Raw genomic sequence first — 19,039 nt, 5'->3', positions numbered from 1 at the left:
CTTGTGTATGCTCCTGGGGATCCACTCATTTGCCGCCTAGCTACAGCACGAACTATTTTGGGATAACTGCCTGCTTCAATGCGAAAAATTTCGGGAATAGGCAGCCTAGCGGTGGTGGATTTTATCTAAATCGCCGTACAGGGAAGGTTCTCCCTTTGGACGTGTTTTAAAACGGCGGTGCATCCACATATATTGCTCTGGCGCTCGTAAAATTTCTTTCTCAATGACCTGATTCATCATCGTTGCGGTGGCGACATTATCGTCTACAGGGAAATTATCTACGGCCGGCTGGATCAGCAATTTATAACCCTTACCATCGGGTAAGCGGATAGCTGAAAATGGTACAACGAGTGGATTGCCAAGAGATAATAAGATTTGTGAGCCATTGGTGGTTGCCGCTTTTTCTACCGCAAATAATGGCGCGAATGAACTGTTTCTAGGACCGTAATCATGGTCAGGGGCATACCATAAAATTTCCCCTTCTTTTAATACGCGGATCATGCCTTTAACGTCTTTACGGTCGAGCATGTATTTATTGGATTTCAAACGTCCACGAGTTTGTAGCCAGTCCATCAGTTTATTATCGTTAGCGCGATAAACACCAATGCCGGGATTCAACATACCAAATGCACGACCGCCGATTTCCAACGTTAAGAAATGGACGCCTAACACAATAATGCCACGGCCGGTTTCTTGAGCGGCGAGCATATTTTCACGACCTTCAACTTTAAGCCAGCGGCGCACTCGCCAATCAGGCCAGAACCACGCCATTCCCGTTTCGAAAACACCCATACCGACGGCTTCAAAGTTTTTATCCACCATTTTTTGGCGCTCTTCTTGGCTCATCTCAGGAAAACACAATTGCAGATTACGATCGGCAATTTGGACACGTTTTTTTAAGAAGCGCTTGGAGAAACGCCCCAAACGGGTACCTATCCAATAAATGACGGGATAAGGAAGCAGGACGAGCAGGTAGAGCACGCTAATGCCAAACCAAACTAGCCAGTAGCGAGGATGTAATAAACTTTTTTCAAACTTTGGTGCTGGGATCATTGTTTTTTCGGTTTCTACTTAAGTGGATTTCAATTAAAAATAGCTTGTTAATCTGAATGATATCAAATTAACCCGCAAAAAGTTGTGCTGTTTGCATGGTGCTCATTAATTCGGCAAGGTTTCTCACTGCCATTTTTTCCATCACTCGTGAGCGATGTACTTCAACGGTTCGCACAGATACGCAAGCGACTTCTGCAATTTCACGGTTAATTAGCCCTTGAAGCACATAGGTGCAAACGTCTTTTTCTTTCGGCGTTAAGGTTTCATAACGCTGTTTAATCAATGTGCGTTCAGTGGCTTTTATAGTTTGTAAGCGAGCTTGCTCAAGGGTTTCGGCAAGCTGCTGACTATCAATGGGTTTTTGTAAAAAATCGATAGCGCCTAATTTCACCTGTTCAACCGCCATCGGGATATCCCCATGACCAGAAAGGAAAATCACCGCGAGGGTGCTTTGCTGCTCTTTCAGGTATTGATGTACTTGGCGCCCGTCAAATTTTGGCATACGCATATCGAGCAATACAATACCTTCCTCATGCAGAGGGGCTTGCTGGATGAACTGCTCACTGTCGTTCCATACGGTAACGTTATAGCCGAGCGTTTCGAGTAAAAATTGACAGGAATCAGTGACATCGGTGTCATCGTCGACAAGGTGAATGACTGGCATTAATTCATACCTCGTGGCTTATTTCTTGTTTGTATAAGTATCTTGCTTATATGAATGGTATCCATAACATTGTCACATATAGTTATTGGGAATGTTATCTTTTGTGTGGCAAAACATGCGCTATATTCTGATTATCTCGAGTAATTAAAAATTAGCGTCACACGCAGCCCATTCTTACCTTCATCATTATGTTGATTTTCAATGCGAATATCCCCACCTTGGCTTTGAATTAATCGCTGGCAAATCACCAATCCGAGTCCCAGCCCTTCCTGTTTAGTGGTGGCAAATGGCATGATCCCTTGATTAAGCTGCTCGTCAGGCATTCCACCGGCATCATCTTGTAATACAAGTAAAAAACGTCCATCGGCAAAGTGAAAGCCAAAGGTTAATGTGGTGGCGCCCGCTTGTAGGCTATTACTGATTAAATTTGAGAGCAGCTGGTCGAGTAAGGTATCTGGTAGCAAGAGCTGGACATCGGGAGTTTCGGGTAATTGCAACCTAACGGTTGGGAAATGTTGCTCAACTTGCAACAGTTGCCAGATATGATTAATGGTCTGTTTGACGGATTGCTGGCGTAGTGTCAGACAGGATTCTTGTCCCGGTTTTCCTGCCCATAAACGCAGGTTTTGAATAATGTCAGCACCCCGTTGAGCCTGTTCATCAATTTTACTGATCGCACCAAGAAGAGGGTGGTTTTCCGACTCTTTCTTCAATCGCAAAATAGAGCCTTGGGCATAATTTCGAATTGCGGATAATGGTTGATTCAATTCATGGGCAAACCCAGAAGCCATTTCACCTAATATATTGAGTCGTTGAGCTTTTTGTAGATTAGCTTCTTGCTGACGTAGGCGGTTATGTGCGACTTCTAGCTGTTGGCTACGACGGCGAACCAAGAAGGCTATCCAGACGTGGTTAATACCCAACAATAAGAATATTAAGGCGATAATGCCGATGGTAATTTGGTGTTGAATTGTCCAACTGACAATATCTTGCCAAATTTCCCGTTGCTGTGGGTGTTGGTTAACGTCGCGCAGTAAGTTTTCTACTTGTGTGATGGATGCTGGAGCTCCCCAGCGCATATTAGGCGTATCGCCAGATAGCAAAACTTTGGTGACTTTATCCACTAAATTGTCAGGAACTTCGCTTAACGCGGCGAATGACCAATTGGGGTAAAGTTCGGTGCTCGTTAGGCAAGGTAACGCGCTCTCTTTTTGAACAAGCGGACGGAATAGGTGTTTATCAATCAGTCCTTCACTGTCCATATTTTCTAATAAACAGACGGGGACAATTGCCGCAGAGAGGGATTTATCCCGTAAAGCGTATAACAGCGCATCCGCGGGAAAGCCCAAAAACTGCATCCGAAAGTCTTTTTCAGTGTCATACCCTAAATCCCTTAACACTTTATAACCTAATAGATATCCCCCAAATGCATCGGGAGATATTGCGCCGACTTTTTTGCCAATGAGCTGATCCGCGCTGTGAATGTCGCTATCTCCACGGACCAAAATAAGGCTACCAATCACGTTGCGCGTCGTACTGTTTGGCTCCACATCCGAGCGTAAAGAGAGCAGCCAGCGTAAATGATAGCGGTTATCGAGTTGGATAAATTGAGCAGGGTTAGTGAGTAAAAAGTCAATTTTGCGATTCGAAATCGCTTCTTTCATCTCTTCAAGATTCAGGGGTTGCAGGGTAAAGCGTTCACCCGGGATGGACTCATTGAGGGTGTCGACTAAAGGTTGCCAGTGCAACTGAGTGAAACTCGGTCCTCGCAGGGCGAGAACACCGATTGTCCATTGCGCCGCACCCGCCGGAATGCACCATAACAGCAGGGTCATTAAAAGTATGTGATACAACGGCATAGACGTTTTTTTTAACATTTGAGGTTTATTCGTTGCGTTAGATCAAGATCCCTTCGGGTATGTGGAAAACCACAATAGGGGCGCAAGGCTTTTCTTCTTACTATGAACTCAGAATTATTAGAGTAGCACAAAGATAACACACCGATTTTAAAGAGAAATAAGAATTTAGTGGTTATCAGACATCGGTAACACGGTGTTACCAATACGTAAGATAAACCAATAATAGATTGATTATTAACTTTTATTTTCGCATTAGCAATGTCAATACTGGAGCCGATTATGGATCTGAGTAAACGAAAATTCCTACAACAGATTGGGGCCGTCACTGCCGGGGCATCGCTGATCCCAATCGCCGAGGCGGGGTTAAGTTTTTCCCCAACTCGCCGTGAAGGCAACCCTGAGAAACGCTATGGCATGTTGATTGACTTACGCCGTTGCGTAGGATGTCAATCATGTACTGTCAGCTGTTCTGTCGAAAACCAAACACCTCAAGGTCAATTTAGAACGACGGTTAACCAATATCAGGTCTCCCTAAAAGGGGAAGAAGGGTTCACTAACGTTCTACTGCCTCGCCTGTGTAACCATTGTGATAATCCACCTTGCGTGCCTGTTTGCCCAGTGCAAGCAACGTTCCAATGTGAAGACGGCATTGTGGTGATTGATAATGAGCGTTGTGTAGGCTGCGCGTATTGTGTGCAGGCTTGTCCGTACGATGCGCGTTTTATTAACCATTCAACACAAACTGCAGATAAATGCACGTTCTGCGCGCATCGCTTAGAAGTTGGTTTATTGCCAGCCTGTGTCGAATCTTGCGTGGGTGGCGCGCGCATTATCGGTGACTTAAAAGACCCGAATAGCACTATTCGTAAGATGCTTTCTGAGCACGAAGCGCAAATCAAAGTTTTGAAACCGGAAAGTGGTACGTTGCCGCAGGTGTTTTATTTAGGGCTGGATGATGCGTTTGTAGAACCGTTGCAAGGTAAAGGGCAACCGGCATTATGGCAGGAGGTGTTCTGATGAGCGAACAAGTGACTTATATTTCCGAAATCATGGCACAGCCACAAGAGTTTTTCTGGCTTCCTTGGGCGGTGCAATACTTTTTCTTTATTGGGATTGCTGCCTGTGCGGTGCTGTATGCCTGCTATCTTCATTGGCAAAATCGCAGTGGAAACGGTCGATTAGAAATGATTGCCGTGTTTATTGCTATCACGATGGGGATCACGGCGCCGTTAGCATTAACGGCTGACCTGCACCAAACCGCCCGTGTATGGCACTTCTATGCACATCCAACAATGTGGTCTTGGATGTGGTGGGGTTCGGTGTTGCTACCACTGTTTACCACGTTTGTTGGGTTGTACTTTGTTGCGCTGCTGGTCAAATTGATTTGGAAGAAAGAGTATAAAGCGACCCGCTGGGTAGCGTTACTGAGTGCGTTATCATCTATTGGTTTACTGCTATATACCGGTCGTGAAGCTTCTGTATTAGTGGCTCGTCCAATTTGGTTTAGCTGGTGGATGCCCGTGCTGATGTTCTTAAGTGCGATGCAAGTGCTGCCAGCGCTGATTAGCTTAGGTGCGCGTCGTGAGCCGCAATATCAAAATCGTTTAGCGCGTTTTCAAGTGATTACGTTACTCCTGTTTGCTGTTTGTTTTGCACTGTGGATCTCTGGTGATACCACATCTGGAATTGCAGTTCGTCAACAGTTAGATGTCACAAGCCCAGGTTGGTGGATGTTAATGGGCGTATGCGCGCTGTGGGTAATCACGTTTGTGATGGCGCTGAGTAATGTGAAAGCAGTTCGCTCCGTTCCTTACATTACGGTTTTAGCGTTAGTGTCTATGGCGTTAGCGTGGGTATTACGTTGGATTTTCCTGATGGAGATTCAAGCGGTACCAAAATACAACATCATCACCAATCCATACCATTTCCCATTAGGTAATGATGGACTACTGGCGATTGTCGGTACATTTGGATTGTGGATTGCATTAACAATTATTGTTCGCGAAGGTGTTCGCTGGTTTGCGGGGAGAGTGCAACATGGCTAAATTCTCAAGACGTCAATGGCTTAAAGGTGGTTTAGTTGTCGGTGGTCTTGCTCTTTTTGGGGCGAGCTATCGTGAAGTTGCCAAACGTGCTGTAGATGGTTTAGTGGATGGCACTTCTGGCAAAGTGACACTGGATCGCATCAATGGTAACTCGCTTATTCCTGAAGGAACGGCGATTGGTGGTTGGAAAGAGAACCCTGCGCAAGTGGTTTCAATGACACAATGCTTCGGTTGCTGGACGCAATGCGGTATTCGAGCCCGTGTGGACAGTGCGAAGAATGAAGTTTTGCGAATTGCGGGGAACCCATACCACCCTCTATCCCATGAGAAACACTTTCCATATGGAATGCCATTATCCACTGCATTCGCCAAAATGGGCGGCGAAAGTGGATTAGAGCATCGTTCAACCGCATGTGCTCGTGGTGCAACGCTAATGGAAGGGTTAACCAGTCCATTACGTATTCTCGAACCGATGAAGCGTGTTGGTAAACGAGGTGAAGGGAAGTGGGAACGTATTAGTTTTGAGCAGTTAATCAAAGAAGTGGTTGAAGGTGGGGATTTATTTGGTGAAGGTCATGTGGATGGTCTGCGTGCTATCCGTGATTTAGAAACGCCGCTGGATCCGGCTCAACCGAAATTAGGACCCAAAGCCAACCAGTTACTGGTGACTAACGCCGGGGATGATGGCCGTGATGGCTTTATTCGTCGCTTTGCACAAAACGCTTTTGGTAGCAAAAACTTTGGTGCTCACGGAGCTTACTGCGGTTTAGCGTATCGTGCAGGCTCTGGTGCGTTGATGGATGACTTGGATAAAAACGCCCACGTCAAACCAGACTGGGATAATACCCGTTTCGCGCTGTTTATTGGAACATCTCCAGCGCAATCAGGTAACCCATTTAAACGTCAAGGTCGCCAGCTAGCGAGTGCTCGTTTACGTGATTCGTTTAACTATGTGGTGGTATCTCCGGCTCTACCATTGACCACCACACTAGCCAATGACCATGGTCACTGGGTGCCTGTTCAACCGGGTACCGATGCGGCGTTGGTGATGGGGATGATCCGCTGGATTATCGAGAATAACCGCTATAACGCCGCTTATCTGAGTGTGCCAAGTGAAAAATCCATGGAAGCGGCTGGCGAGAAAAGCTGGACAAACTCGACGCATCTAGTCATCACCGATGATTCTCATCCTCTGGCGGGTAATTTGTTACAGCAATCTCACCTAACTGGTGTAGCGGCTGAAGAGGGTGAGGATGAGAAAAAAGCCTATTTGGTTCAGGATGCAAGCGGCGAACTGAAACTGGCGGACGATGTGACAAATGCAGAGCTGTTTGTGACTCGCCAAGTCACGCTTCATGACGGTAGTGAAGTGACGGTGAAATCAAGCTTCCAATGCTTAAAAGAAGCCGCCGATCGCATGACGCTGGAAGAATACAGTCAGCGTTGCCAAGTCCCTGTAAAAACCATTGAATCATTAGGAAAAGCATTAACCTCTTATGACAGAAAAGCGGCGGTGATATCTCACGGCGGCATGATGAGTGGCAATGGTTTTTATACAGCATGGTCTGTGATTATGCTTAATGCGTTGATTGGTAACTTAAACTTAAAAGGTGGTGTTTCTGTCGGTGGCGGTAAATTTAACGGGGAAAATGATGGTCCTCGCTACAATATCGCAGGCTACAAAGGCAAGGTGAAACCGAAGGGTGTGGTGCTATCTCGCAGTAATGAAGTGTATGAAAAGTCGGATGAATTTAAAGCAAGGGTGGCGGCAGGTGAAAAACCGTACCCAGCGAAAGCACCTTGGTATCCGTTTGCGAAAGGTCAGTTAACTGAACAGTTGGCTTCAGCATTGATGGGATATCCTTATTCTCTGAAGGCGTGGATCACCAATATGACGAACCCAGTTTATGGTATTGCGGGTATTCGTCAGGTGATGGAAGAGAAGCTGAAAGATCCCAAACATCTACCGCTGATTATTGGTATTGATGCTTTCATGAATGAGACGACCGCGTTAGCGGATTACATTGTGCCAGATACCCATAACTTCGAGAGCTGGGGTTTCAGTGCACCATGGTCAGGTGTTCAGGTGAAAGCGAGTACTGCGCGTTGGCCGATTGTTGAGTCCCGCACGGCGAAAACAGCGGACGGCCAGCCTGTTTCTATGGAGTCATTCTGTATCGCAGTTGCTAAAGAACTAAATTTACCGGGTTTTGGTGACAATGTGATTGCAGATATGGATGGCAATATGTATCCGTTAAATACCGCGGAAGATTACTATCTGCGTGTGGCGGCTAATATGGCTTGGTTAGGTGAAAAACCGGTACCGGAGGCGGCAACAGAAGACATTACGATCAGTGGTGTCGAACGTATCATGCCGCAAATTACTCGCACATTGAAACCTGAAGAAGTTCGCCGTGTTGCGTATATTTTTACGCGCGGTGGTCGATTCGCACCTTATGAGAAAGCATGGGATGGCGAAGGGACGGGTCCACAGTGGAAAAAAGGGTTACAAATTTGGAACCCTACGGTGGCGATTAACCGTCATGCGATCACCGGTGAGCGTTTTAGTGGTTGCCCGACCTACTATCCACCGCGTATGGCAAACGGTGAAGATGTGAATGCGGTATTCCCAGAGAAAGAGTGGCCATTGAAAATGATGTCATTTAAATCTCATGTGATGAGCAGTTCCACAACCATGATTGAGCGTCTGCGTCATGTGAAACCGACTAACTTGGTAGCTATTCACCCTGATGATGCAGCGAAAATGGGCGTTAAACATGGGGATTGGATCAAGATCACTACACCGGGTGGCCATGCTGAGGCTCAAATTAGTGTGCTCGATGGGGTTATGCCGGGAGTTCTCGCCGTTGAACATGGTTATGGCCACACCGAAATGGGTGCAAAACAACACTATTTAGACGGTGAAGCCATGCCGATGAATGCAGCAAATGGTTCAGGTATTAACTTGAATGATTTAGGGTTCGCAGACCCGACTCGTGAAGTGGCAAATACATGGCTTGATTGGGTATCTGGCGCCTCCGTGAGACAAGGTCTGCCAGCTCGTATCGAGTTAATTGGTTAAGACAGAAGTCCATCCAGTAGGTTGTAAGTTAGTAAAGTGTAAGTAGTAAAGTGTAGTTAGTAATATAAGCAGTAAAGAGGTTTCTGACCTACTCTGTTCTGCATAGCGGAGTAGGGAAGTACCCCTAAAGCAGTTGACATTGCGCTCTACGATGCGGTTTACCCATCGTAACTTCGGCAAATGCCAGGGAGGGGGAGCCCTCCCTTTTTTCTTTTCTAAAAAGAATTATTTCCCCTAATAAATCATCGCAATATATTCCCCTAACAATAACCTTTCAAATAAAGGGTTTTTTATTAACATAATAAAAGGGATAATAACTCAAAATTAACGAGCAATTCTTTGCTGGTGATTTAAATCTTTTTTATATCAAAGTATTACATAGGAAAGCGAACACCATGCCAGTGTTACACAACCAAGTTTCGAATAAAATCCTTAAAGAACGTATGTTGGCTGAAACTGAGCCGCGTACCACAATCTCTTTTTATAAATACTTCAATATTCAAGACCCTACAGCATTTCGTAATGAATGGTACCAACAATTCAAAGCGTTGAGCGTATTTGGTCGAGTGTATATTGCCAAAGAAGGGATCAACGCACAAATTAGCGTACCGGCCTCCAATGTCGATGTGTTGCGGGAACTTATCTACGCAACAGACCCGGCCTTAGATGACCTGCGTTTGAACATTGCTATTGATGATGATGGTAAGTCCTTCTGGGTACTGCGCATGAAAGTCCGTGATCGTGTGGTTGCGGATGGTATTGATGATGAAACTTTTAATCCTGCGAATACTGGGCAGTATCTAAAAGCCGAGCAAGTCAATGCGATGATTGATGATCCAGACACTATCTTCGTTGATATGCGTAATCACTATGAATATGAAGTGGGTCACTTTGATAATGCGATTGAAGTGCCATCAGATACCTTTAGAGACCAACTGCCAATGGCGGTTGAAATGCTGCAAGACCAGAAAGATAAAAATGTGGTGATGTATTGCACGGGCGGTATCCGCTGTGAAAAAGCGAGCGCTTACATGCTGCATAACGGTTTCCAGAATGTTTATCATGTGGAAGGCGGGATCATTGAATATGCACGAAAAGCGAAAGAACAAGGCTTACCGCTACGTTTCAAAGGTAAAAACTTCGTGTTCGATAACCGTATGGGTGAGCGTATTACGGATGATACCTTAGCGCATTGCCATCAATGTGGGGAAGCCTGTGATACTCACACTAACTGCAAAAATGACGGTTGCCATTTACTGTTTATTCAATGCCCAAGCTGCGCTGAAAAATATGAAGGCTGCTGCAGCCATGCGTGTACCGAAGAGATGAAGCTGCCTGAAGATGAGCAGCGTACTCGCCGTGCTGGCCGTGAAGTGAGTAATAAAATATTTAATAAATCTCGCCATCGTTTAGCGGATGGATTATTAAATAGCGAAAAGTAATATTATTTTTAAATGAAGAAAGCCCTTTTAAAAGGGCTTTTTATTTTAATAAAGATACTTAAAAACATTATAAATAAAAAATAGTTCAATTCTGTTTTTAACAAATACTTTTGATGTAATATGCCGTTTTTGTGAATAAACGGTGCTGTTACTTATGCCTAATTTTCTAGAGATAATATGATTAGGGGTTTCATTCATCCAGTTGTTAATTATATTTTGTTCTTTCATAGTAAAGATGGATGAGTCATTATTATTAGCAAGCTTAGTTATTTTTTCTATTTGCTCTGAATCAGTGATAACTTTATCCAATGTTTGAGTCATGATATTTTTTGACATGATGAAAAAATTATCTTTTAGTAACAGAGGCTTGTCTGTTAAAGGGTATGCGGCATTGATGTAGATATAGAATCGAATGCTACTGGTTCTGTTTAGTAGAGTTTTCAACGTTGGGCAATAACTCGAGTAATGGCAATAGTAAGTTAAATTTACCAAAACAATACTGGGCGAGTATTTATTGATATATTCAATCCCTTCATTAATGCACCCTGTACTAATGAACTTTAATTTTCTATTAGAAGATAAATATTCGGTAATACCAAGGCGGGTATAATAACACTCATCAATAACTAATATTCTCATAGGGAACATCCTTGTTCGAAAAGAGTATTACAATAAATTGGAATCGATATTGAAGTCAATAAAGTAATAATAAAAATAATAAATTACCGCTTGTATTTGCAATTAATTCATAATTTATAGTTTCTATTTTATCTTTAATAATAAGCAGAAAAATTTCATTTATTAATGATGTAAATTGGAGTGGTTAAATGATAGTGAATGGATATTTGTTATGAGGCAAATATCCATTCTTTTTACCTGCTAATGAGTTTTGAAATCAGATTCAAGATATTCGCCAGACTCAATCTTATCAATTCCAGCCTGAAGAATATTAATCAGCTGTTTGGCTACATCGGTTGTTAGCCACATGGTTTTATCAACTATTGCGCTATCCAGGCTATTGTTCTGTTCAGGGAGGTAATGTAAACGTAACATCATCGCATCGTAGGCATCGACAGTACTGATATCCCAGCCAACAACAGGGTGAGTTTGGATTACATCGCTTTTTCTATTCATTTAGACCTCCTAATCAAACATCGTGATAAATAGTAAATATCTATTACTGACTAAGAGCAGGTGACTCAGAACGAGCTATATCTAGTATAAGAAGATTTTTTTAATATGGTAGTAGTAAAACTATTTTTTTGTGAATTTTGGTGAAAATTAAAAAAATAGCCGGTGATTCTTTAAAAAGAAGATGTGAAAAGGATAAAACCTTTCCACATCATAATGTTATTAGCTTACTTTGATAGTCCAACCACAATCTTCACCCGCTAAGAATGGGATTAATTTATCTGTCCCACAAGCAATAGATTCGCAGGTTATATTCTCAGATTTTGTCAGTGTAATGTGACCTTCATTGACAGGTAATCCATAAAACTTAGGTCCATTTAGTGAACAAAATGCTTCGAAATGCGCGAAAGCACCTAATTCTTCGAACACGGTTGCATAGGCAGCTAATGCGGTTGGAGCGTTAAATACGCCTGCACAGCCGCAGGATGTCTCTTTACGGGATTGAACATGCGGCGCAGTATCGGTACCTAAGAAGAAGCGATCGCAACCAGAAGCAACAGCTGCACGTAATGCTTCTTGATGAACATTACGTTTTAAAATCGGCAGGCAATACAGATGCGGTCGTACACCACCAACTAACATATGGTTGCGGTTAAACATCAAATGCTGTGGTGTTAAGGTCGCCGCTGTAAATTCGTTAGCCTCTAACACATATTGTGCGGCTTCTTTGGTTGTGATGTGCTCAAAAACCACTTTTAATTGAGGGAATTGAGTGCGCAATGGCAGCATGACTTGTTCGATAAACAGCGCCTCACGGTCGAAGATATCGATATGGCTGGCGGTCACCTCCCCATGAATGAGTAATGGCATTCCAGCTTGTTCCATGGCAGCAAGAACAGGGTAGATTTTCTTAATGTCAGACACGCCATGGCTAGAGTTTGTTGTGGCATTCGCGGGGTACAATTTGCAGGCCGTAAATACACCTTCATTGAAACCACGAATTAGTTCATCAGCATCAGTTGTGTCAGTTAAATAGCAGGTCATTAACGGTGTAAATTGGTGCCCAGCAGGTACCGCTTGTTTAATTCGCTCACGATATGCTCTTGCGGCTTCTACCGTGGTAACAGGGGGTACAAGGTTAGGCATGACAATGGCACGACCAAAAAATTGGCTTGTGAACGGCACGACTGTATTTAACATTTCATTATCGCGAAAATGAACATGCCAATCATCAGGGCGGCGGATCGTTAGGGTAGTTACAGTTGTCATTAAACCGGCTCCAATAAGGGGGGGAAGTGATGAGCAGATGCTCAAGCCGGGAAAGAATGATAAAACGAAAACGATTAAATAGCTATGATCAAGGACAATTAATATAGAAATTATTTTTCTTTGGAGTTTTTTAACGTACTGGAAAATAAAGGAATTTAAACAGAATAAAACAGAGAAAGGAAAGATTAAGTTGGCTCCTCCAGCTGGACTCGAACCAGCGACATACGGATTAACAGTCCGCCGTTCTACCGACTGAACTATGGAGGAACTCCCTTAACACGCAGAGGATATTAGCGTTCTGAATCGCTAATGTCAAAGGGGAAAATGATAAAATAAGTTTGTTTGCCTGTTATCTGCACGAATCGATAGAATTTTGATCTAACTGATCAGATGTAAAAGAAATTAAGTCAAAAATAGCTGAAAAAAGAGCCAGTTAAAAAGATGTGATTAAGATTGGAAAGTAATTTTAATGTGTAAAAATTATCTTTGATAAGGGATTAGTAGGAAAGATAAAAATGGCAGAATTAGAAAGCAAGAAGCCCGCTAGGATTAACCTGAGCGGGCTTCTTAAATTTGGCTCCTCCAGCTGGACTTGAACCAGCGACATACGGATTAACAGTCCGCCGTTCTACCGACTGAACTATGGAGGAATTGGTTGTTCCTGAGAACGAGGCGCATATTACCGACCCCGTACTCGGTTGTAAAGCATAAAATTAAAAAAAATGTTCAACAGGTTGTTAAGTAAACAATTTGGTGATTATTTATGCCTTATTTATAGAGTTTCAGGAATTTACCCGCTGTTTTAAGCGGTGCAGCTAAAATTGAACTGCACATAAGTCATAAGGATTGTTCTATTAATGAGTAGAGCAGGAATAAATAAAAGTAGTCGGGAATAGGGTGAAAAAGAATGAAAAGGCAGAAGAACGGCTAGAAAGCAAAAAGCCCGCAAGAATTAATCTTAGCGGGCTTTTTAAATTTGGCTCCTCCAGCTGGACTTGAACCAGCGACATACGGATTAACAGTCCGCCGTTCTACCGACTGAACTATGGAGGAATTGGGTTGTTCCTGAGAACGAGGCGAATATTAACGATATCACCTCGACCTGTCAACGATAAAAATAGAAATTAAATCTAATTGCTCAATCACTACTCATTACGAATAAAAACTACGCTATATTATTGATAATGTTTTAATTTTGAGCGGCTAAAGTAACTTGTGTCGGCAAAGAAACCTCAGGGTAAGCAATATGATAAATATCGTAAAAGGAGATGTTGCCCTTTAATGCTAATAAACGAGAAATTTCTTGCTTGATTGCTGAGCTGACTTCCTGAGAATTAAGAATTTTATTTAACGCGTCCTCAGATACGGTTTCAGTGACAAACCATTCACCGTTATAGCAAACACGCAAATCAAGTACGCCAATATCTTCGAAATGGTAGACAGGCTTAATGTCAAATAACAGAACGCTAGCAAGTATAATAAATAAGAGGGTTATACCAAGTGTCCAATAAGGACCAAAGTAGGGTGCGTACCATAAGATCACGGCAAGCGGTAAATAGGCTGCAATCATGCCAATACATAAATAAGGATGATTGGCGAGAAATTGGCTATTAAAGTAAGGTTTGCCATCACGTTGCTCACGCTGATTAATGGCATCTAAATCATCTATAAGTATTTGTTTGATAATATCCATGGTAAGTGACTCTCTGTCAGATATCTATACTAGGAGGGTATCACGGAGGGAATGAATTGTTATATATCAGTTAAAAAAAATATTTAACTGGATTGTCATCGTCTGGGATTAATCCTGTCGACTTTTGAGGTTTAGAGAGGGTTTTATTTAAAAGAAATCTTTAAAATATCAATAAAATGCAGTTTTTTTGTTAACATAATTCCGCCTAAAAGTGACGGAATCGAAAAAAACAGCAATATTTTCAGAATTGAATGTATAAAATAGTTGCTATTATCTCAAAGTCATGAGTTAATGTGCATCGGCCTGTTTAGCAGTCCTATTTGATGTATGATTACTGAGTTAGTGTGTTCTAAAGAAAAAAGTTATCACAGATAGCCTTTTACCGTGACGCTTCATCTTGGTGTTTCCCTGATTAAATAGCTGACTCTGGCCCATATATGCCAAAAGGCAAGTTTTTTTGATGTTATATAGGAAAAGTCAAATGTCCGACAAAATGAAAGGTCAAGTTAAGTGGTTCAACGAGTCTAAAGGCTTCGGTTTCATCACTCCAGCTGATGGTAGCAAAGACGTTTTCGTCCACTTCTCTGCCATTCAGGGCAATGGTTTCAAAACTCTGGCAGAAGGCCAGCAAGTTGAATTCACCATTGAAAACGGTGCAAAAGGCCCAGCAGCTGCTAACGTAACTGCTATCTAAGCTAATTGCTTAACTGATTTTCTAAAGCCCGTCCTTTTTAAGGACGGGCTTTTTCGTTTCTGAAAAATAAAAAATATAGTGTAAAAATAATTAACATTTAAATCTTTACTTAATAATTAGCCGCATCTATACTCAGCTCACAATTAATCTATTGGAGATAAATTACTTGGACAGTCAGAGTTGTAATAAAAATTTAATTTAATTGGCAAGTAATTAATAATCTCTTCTATTAGCTGCTTGCCACTACGGCGGGCGGTGTCTGATGTTTCTATCAATCATACTCCCTGATTTATATAAGAATTTTTCATTTTCCGAATGAAATAGTCACTGTTGCAGTGAGTGTGTATCATGCAAGTTTATATTTATTCTCTATTCCCTCCGGGCAATAGCCATTAATTACTGAATATTTATTTATTCAGCAATTTGGCATGGGCTTTTTATTCTGCCCATTAATTGTTATCCATTATTTGATGGAGGGATCATTATGTTTTTCACACCGGATATATTAAATCTTTTATCTGCAATGTGCCTTGGCGCATTAATTGGCGCAGAGCGTCAATGGCGTCAAAGAATGGCTGGATTGCGTACGAATGCATTGGTTGCAACGGGAGCAGCCGTATTTATTTTGAGTTCAGTGACAACTTCACCTGATAGCCCTGGTCGAATTGCTGCACAAATTGTGTCAGGTATCGGCTTCTTAGGGGCTGGAGTGATCATGCGTGAAGGCATGAATATTCGAGGTCTGAATACTGCTGCAACACTATGGTGTTCAGCCGGAATTGGTGTGTTATGTGGGTTAGGGCAATACTCACTGGCCACAATAGCTACCTTATTGATTTTATGCGCAAATATTCTATTGCGTGAAGCTGCAGCAAAAATTAATCGCCAACCGCAACAGCAGGCATTGGATGTTGAACAACGTTATAAAATTCGTGTGATGTGTCACCAAGGTGATGAAATCCTTGTTAGAACGTTGATTTTACAAGCCATTAATGGCCTGCATATTCGCTTACAGTCATTGAGTAGCGCAGATACATTGAAACCAGAACAATTGGAGGTGTGTGCAGAGTTTCTTGCCACGCCAGTCGAGCAAAAAGAGATAGAAGCATTGGTTTGCCGGATTAGTCTTGAGCAAAGTGTCAGTGCTATCAATTGGAAAGTGGCATCCGAGCTACCAGCTTGATTGCTAAAAATTAACTGATTAAAGGAGCCGAAATGGACGAGCACCCCCCGTCTTGGAGATATAAACAGGAGCTATCTGGCTAAAATACAATGTTTTCAGTCAGATAGCGTTTAAAAAGTACAACTGTACTCTATTGAGATAACGTTATGACTGAAATAAGGCATCAGCGCAAAGGCGCAAAAGCCCCTGCACGCCAAAAATTCATTGTTGGCGAACAAGCGAGCAAAAACATTGAGCAGGTTCTCAATGAATATCAAACTAACCTTCTGGGGTTGTCTGAAAATGAGGCTCTCGACCGTCTAGTCGTCGAGGGGGAAAATGAAGTTGCTCATGAAAAAGCACCTCCTGCTTGGAAGCAATTACTCACTTCTTTTAAAAACCCATTTATTTTTGTTTTAATGATCCTCGCGATTGTGAGTTTCTTTACTGATTACGTGATCCCTGAGCGTCAAGGTGAAGAGACTGATTTAACGGGCGTTATCATCATTGTCACGATGGTTGTATTAAGTGGATTGCTGCGCTTTTGGCAAGAATATCGAACCAATAAAGCGGCAGAAGCCTTGAAATCCTTGGTAAGAACCACAGCAACGGTATACCGTCGCGACAATAGAACGGGACGTTCTATTCGCAAAGAGGTACCAATCAAATGCTTAGTGCCAGGGGATATCGTTTTATTATCAGCTGGAGACATGGTTCCTGCGGATTTAAAACTGGTGGAATCCCGAGATCTATTTATCAGCCAAGCTATTTTAACGGGGGAATCTATCCCGGTTGAAAAATATGACACTCTCGCAAATGTGTCCGCAAAAAGTTTGGAACCCGCATCACCGACAGAAAATGAATTACTTGAAATTTCCAATATCTGTTTGATGGGCACCAATGTAACGAGTGGAACGGCGAGGGGCATAGTGGTTGCAACGGGGAGCAAAACGTACTTAGGCTCGCTGGCCAAATCGATTGTGGGAACTCGAGCTCAAACTGCTTTTGATCGCGGTGTGAATAGTGTGAGTTGGTTGCTAATCCGCTTTATGCTGGTAATGGTGCCGATTGTCTTATTAATCAATGGATTCACTAAAGGTGATTGGTTTGAGGCAACACTATTTTCACTGGCTGTTGCGGTGGGATTAACCCCTGAAATGTTACCGATGATAGTGAGCTCAAACCTTGCAAAAGGGGCGATAGCCATGTCTAAGCACAAGGTTATTGTTAAACGGCTCAATGCTATTCAGAACTTTGGTGCGATGGATGTGCTATGTACCGATAAAACGGGAACATTGACGCAAGATCGTATCATTTTAGAGCATTATCTCGACAGTAATGGGCAAAAAGATAGCCGAATTTTGCAATTGGCGTGGTTGAATAGTTTCCATCAAAGTGGTGCCAAAAATATGATGGACCAGGCAATTATTCGACGTGGACGTGGCAATGATAAAGTCGAGCAGTTGAAGGCTTATCAAAAAATTGATGAACTACCATTTGATTTTATTCGCCGAAAATTATCCGTCACAGTAAAAACCCCTGAAGGTGAAGCTTTATTGATCTGTAAAGGGGCAGCGGAAGAAATGTTGGCTGTTTGTCATAGTTATCAGCAAGATGGACACTCCGTCTTATTGGATGACCAAGCTAAAGCTAGGATTGCGGAGCTGGTCAGTGACTATAATAAACAGGGGTTCCGGGTATTACTGCTGGCAACGCGTTCATTGAATGATGCTGAAGCTTTGTTACCGTTATCGGCTCAAGCAGAACAACAACTCGAGTTACAAGGTATTCTTACATTTTTAGATCCTGCAAAAGAGAGTGCAATTTCGGCTATTGCTGCACTAAGAGAAAATGGCGTGATGGTCAAAGTGCTTACGGGTGATAATGCCGTGATCACTGAAAAAATTTGCCATGATGTAGGTTTAAATATCGATGAGATAATGACTGGTCTTGAAGTCGAGGCAATGAGTGATGATGAGCTGAAAACGAAAGTTGAGCAAGTTTCCGTTTTCTGCAAATTAACCCCACTACAAAAATCTCGGATCCTAAAACTACTGCAAGCAAATGGACATACTGTCGGTTTCCTAGGGGATGGGATCAATGATGCACCCGCTTTATGGGATGCTGATGTAGGAATATCTGTAGATACGGGTACCGATATTGCGAAAGAGTCTGCGGATATTATTCTGTTAGAAAAGGATTTGATGGTATTAGAACAAGGGGTTATCAAAGGAAGAGAAACGTTTGGGAATATTATTAAGTATTTAAATATGACCGCTAGCTCTAACTTTGGAAATGTATTTTCTGTTCTTATTGCGAGTGCATTTATTCCGTTCTTACCGATGCTAGCTATTCATTTACTGGTTCAAAACTTGCTGTACGATATGTCCCAATTAGCATTACCTTGGGACAAAATGGATAAAGAATTTTTAAAACGTCCACGTAAATGGGATGCGAAAAATATTGGACGATTTATGATTTGGATTGGTCCAACATCTTCCATTTTTGATATCACGACATTTGCTTTGATGTGGTATGTATTCCAAGCCAATAGTGTAGCTCATGAAGCACTATTCCAATCTGGTTGGTTTGTTGAGGGATTATTGTCGCAAACCTTGGTCGTTCATATGCTACGAACACAAAAAATTCCCTTCATTCAAAGCACGGCTGCATTACCCGTGTTACTGACAACGGGAATTATCATGGCTCTTGGACTTTATATTCCGTTCTCATCATTTGGTACGATGATTGGCTTGCAGCCTTTACCAATGGAATATTTCCCTTGGTTAGTGCTGACATTAGTGAGTTATTGTTTTGTAGCACAAGGGATGAAGCACATTTATATTAAACGCTTTGGAACTTGGTTATAGTCTGCTCAAGTCACATTACTTTAGTAAAACAGTACAATAAAAAAAGAGCCATATAGGCTCTTTTTTTAACAGAGT

General features: G+C 42.4%; 14 protein-coding genes and 3 tRNA genes. 7 read left to right on the top strand and 10 right to left on the bottom strand.

Annotated features, from left to right (window positions below; genetic code table 11):
• Positions 1-105: 105 nt before the first annotated feature.
• The 3 genes from GKR71_RS18570 to ttrS form a co-directional block, all read right to left on the bottom strand.
• Complete coding sequence (locus GKR71_RS18570) at positions 106-1,053, bottom strand: Kdo(2)-lipid IV(A) acyltransferase (protein ID WP_108479562.1); 948 nt, start codon at positions 1,051-1,053, stop codon at positions 106-108.
• A 67-nt stretch (positions 1,054-1,120) separates the two neighbouring features.
• A complete protein-coding gene (gene ttrR, locus GKR71_RS18565) occupies positions 1,121-1,717 on the bottom strand; it encodes a tetrathionate respiration response regulator TtrR (RefSeq protein ID WP_036951558.1) in 597 nt (198 codons plus the stop codon).
• Between the two features lie 131 nt (positions 1,718-1,848).
• Positions 1,849-3,594: a tetrathionate respiration histidine kinase TtrS gene (gene ttrS / locus GKR71_RS18560; RefSeq protein WP_036951556.1), complete on the bottom strand. Its 1,746-nt coding sequence runs from the start codon at positions 3,592-3,594 to the stop codon at positions 1,849-1,851.
• A 261-nt stretch (positions 3,595-3,855) separates the two neighbouring features.
• Between ttrS and ttrB the strand changes: the two genes are divergently transcribed.
• The 4 genes from ttrB to trhO all read left to right on the top strand — a co-directional run bounded on the left by ttrB (position 3,856) and on the right by trhO (position 10,145).
• Complete coding sequence (gene ttrB / locus GKR71_RS18555) at positions 3,856-4,593, top strand: tetrathionate reductase subunit TtrB (protein WP_154634678.1); 738 nt, start codon at positions 3,856-3,858, stop codon at positions 4,591-4,593.
• Entirely contained in the window at positions 4,593-5,621 is a 1,029-nt protein-coding gene (gene ttrC / locus GKR71_RS18550) for a tetrathionate reductase subunit TtrC (RefSeq protein WP_195848060.1), read from the top strand. Before ttrB ends, ttrC begins: the two co-directional genes overlap by 1 nt.
• The gene (gene ttrA, locus GKR71_RS18545; protein WP_154610108.1) at positions 5,614-8,703 is read left to right on the top strand and encodes a tetrathionate reductase subunit TtrA; all 3,090 of its coding nucleotides are present in this window, start codon (positions 5,614-5,616) and stop codon (positions 8,701-8,703) included. The genes ttrC and ttrA overlap by 8 nt, the downstream gene beginning before the upstream one ends.
• Positions 8,704-9,098: 395 nt before the next feature.
• A complete protein-coding gene (trhO, locus tag GKR71_RS18540; protein WP_154634677.1) occupies positions 9,099-10,145 on the top strand; it encodes an oxygen-dependent tRNA uridine(34) hydroxylase TrhO in 1,047 nt (348 codons plus the stop codon).
• Between the two features lie 45 nt (positions 10,146-10,190).
• Here trhO and GKR71_RS19965 read toward each other — a convergent pair whose 3' ends face one another.
• The 7 genes from GKR71_RS19965 to GKR71_RS18505 all read right to left on the bottom strand — a co-directional run bounded on the left by GKR71_RS19965 (position 10,191) and on the right by GKR71_RS18505 (position 14,238).
• Positions 10,191-10,784, bottom strand: coding sequence for a LuxR C-terminal-related transcriptional regulator (locus tag GKR71_RS19965; protein WP_036951544.1), 594 nt, complete (start codon positions 10,782-10,784; stop codon positions 10,191-10,193).
• A gap of 240 nt (positions 10,785-11,024) precedes the next feature.
• Entirely contained in the window at positions 11,025-11,279 is a 255-nt protein-coding gene (bssS, locus tag GKR71_RS18530) for a biofilm formation regulator BssS (RefSeq protein ID WP_036951542.1), read from the bottom strand.
• A gap of 219 nt (positions 11,280-11,498) precedes the next feature.
• Positions 11,499-12,545 (bottom strand): dihydroorotase, encoded by a 1,047-nt coding sequence (gene pyrC, locus GKR71_RS18525; protein WP_036951541.1) that lies wholly within the window; start codon positions 12,543-12,545, stop codon positions 11,499-11,501.
• 191 nt (positions 12,546-12,736) lie between these two features.
• Positions 12,737-12,812, bottom strand: a tRNA-Asn gene (locus tag GKR71_RS18520).
• Positions 12,813-13,119: 307 nt separating this feature from the next.
• Positions 13,120-13,195, bottom strand: a tRNA-Asn gene (locus GKR71_RS18515).
• Positions 13,196-13,522: 327 nt separating this feature from the next.
• A tRNA-Asn gene (locus GKR71_RS18510) sits at positions 13,523-13,598 on the bottom strand.
• Positions 13,599-13,734: 136 nt separating this feature from the next.
• Positions 13,735-14,238, bottom strand: a complete 504-nt coding sequence (locus tag GKR71_RS18505) for a YlaC family protein (protein WP_036951540.1) — start codon at positions 14,236-14,238, stop codon at positions 13,735-13,737.
• A gap of 481 nt (positions 14,239-14,719) precedes the next feature.
• On the opposite strand from GKR71_RS18505, the gene cspE reads away from it, so the two are divergent.
• The 3 genes from cspE to mgtA all read left to right on the top strand — a co-directional run bounded on the left by cspE (position 14,720) and on the right by mgtA (position 18,964).
• Positions 14,720-14,932, top strand: coding sequence for a transcription antiterminator/RNA stability regulator CspE (gene cspE / locus GKR71_RS18500; RefSeq protein WP_004909801.1), 213 nt, complete (start codon positions 14,720-14,722; stop codon positions 14,930-14,932).
• Positions 14,933-15,416: 484 nt separating this feature from the next.
• The gene (locus GKR71_RS18495) at positions 15,417-16,115 is read left to right on the top strand and encodes an MgtC family protein (protein ID WP_036951537.1); all 699 of its coding nucleotides are present in this window, start codon (positions 15,417-15,419) and stop codon (positions 16,113-16,115) included.
• Between the two features lie 146 nt (positions 16,116-16,261).
• A complete protein-coding gene (gene mgtA / locus GKR71_RS18490) occupies positions 16,262-18,964 on the top strand; it encodes a magnesium-translocating P-type ATPase (RefSeq protein ID WP_154634676.1) in 2,703 nt (900 codons plus the stop codon).
• The last annotated feature ends 75 nt before the right edge of the window (positions 18,965-19,039 follow it).

The organism is Providencia sp. wls1922 (genome assembly GCF_009706505.1).
Lineage (GTDB): Bacteria > Pseudomonadota > Gammaproteobacteria > Enterobacterales > Enterobacteriaceae > Providencia > Providencia lanzhouensis.
This window is presented reverse-complemented; position numbering and strand designations above follow the sequence as displayed.

Excerpts from the sequence above, each read along its gene's own strand:
- ttrA (WP_154610108.1), top strand. The coding sequence starts at position 5,614 with ATGGCTAAATTCTCAAGACGTCAATGGCTTAAAGGTGGTTTAGTTGTC.
- ttrR (WP_036951558.1), bottom strand. The coding sequence starts at position 1,717 with ATGCCAGTCATTCACCTTGTCGACGATGACACCGATGTCACTGATTCC.
- ttrS (WP_036951556.1), bottom strand. The coding sequence starts at position 3,594 with ATGTTAAAAAAAACGTCTATGCCGTTGTATCACATACTTTTAATGACC.
- cspE (WP_004909801.1), top strand. The coding sequence starts at position 14,720 with ATGTCCGACAAAATGAAAGGTCAAGTTAAGTGGTTCAACGAGTCTAAA.
- bssS (WP_036951542.1), bottom strand. The coding sequence starts at position 11,279 with ATGAATAGAAAAAGCGATGTAATCCAAACTCACCCTGTTGTTGGCTGG.
- ttrC (WP_195848060.1), top strand. The coding sequence starts at position 4,593 with ATGAGCGAACAAGTGACTTATATTTCCGAAATCATGGCACAGCCACAA.
- GKR71_RS18505 (WP_036951540.1), bottom strand. The coding sequence starts at position 14,238 with ATGGATATTATCAAACAAATACTTATAGATGATTTAGATGCCATTAAT.
- GKR71_RS19965 (WP_036951544.1), bottom strand. The coding sequence starts at position 10,784 with ATGAGAATATTAGTTATTGATGAGTGTTATTATACCCGCCTTGGTATT.
- pyrC (WP_036951541.1), bottom strand. The coding sequence starts at position 12,545 with ATGACAACTGTAACTACCCTAACGATCCGCCGCCCTGATGATTGGCAT.
- GKR71_RS18570 (WP_108479562.1), bottom strand. The coding sequence starts at position 1,053 with ATGATCCCAGCACCAAAGTTTGAAAAAAGTTTATTACATCCTCGCTAC.
- mgtA (WP_154634676.1), top strand. The coding sequence starts at position 16,262 with ATGACTGAAATAAGGCATCAGCGCAAAGGCGCAAAAGCCCCTGCACGC.
- trhO (WP_154634677.1), top strand. The coding sequence starts at position 9,099 with ATGCCAGTGTTACACAACCAAGTTTCGAATAAAATCCTTAAAGAACGT.
- ttrB (WP_154634678.1), top strand. The coding sequence starts at position 3,856 with ATGGATCTGAGTAAACGAAAATTCCTACAACAGATTGGGGCCGTCACT.
- GKR71_RS18495 (WP_036951537.1), top strand. The coding sequence starts at position 15,417 with ATGTTTTTCACACCGGATATATTAAATCTTTTATCTGCAATGTGCCTT.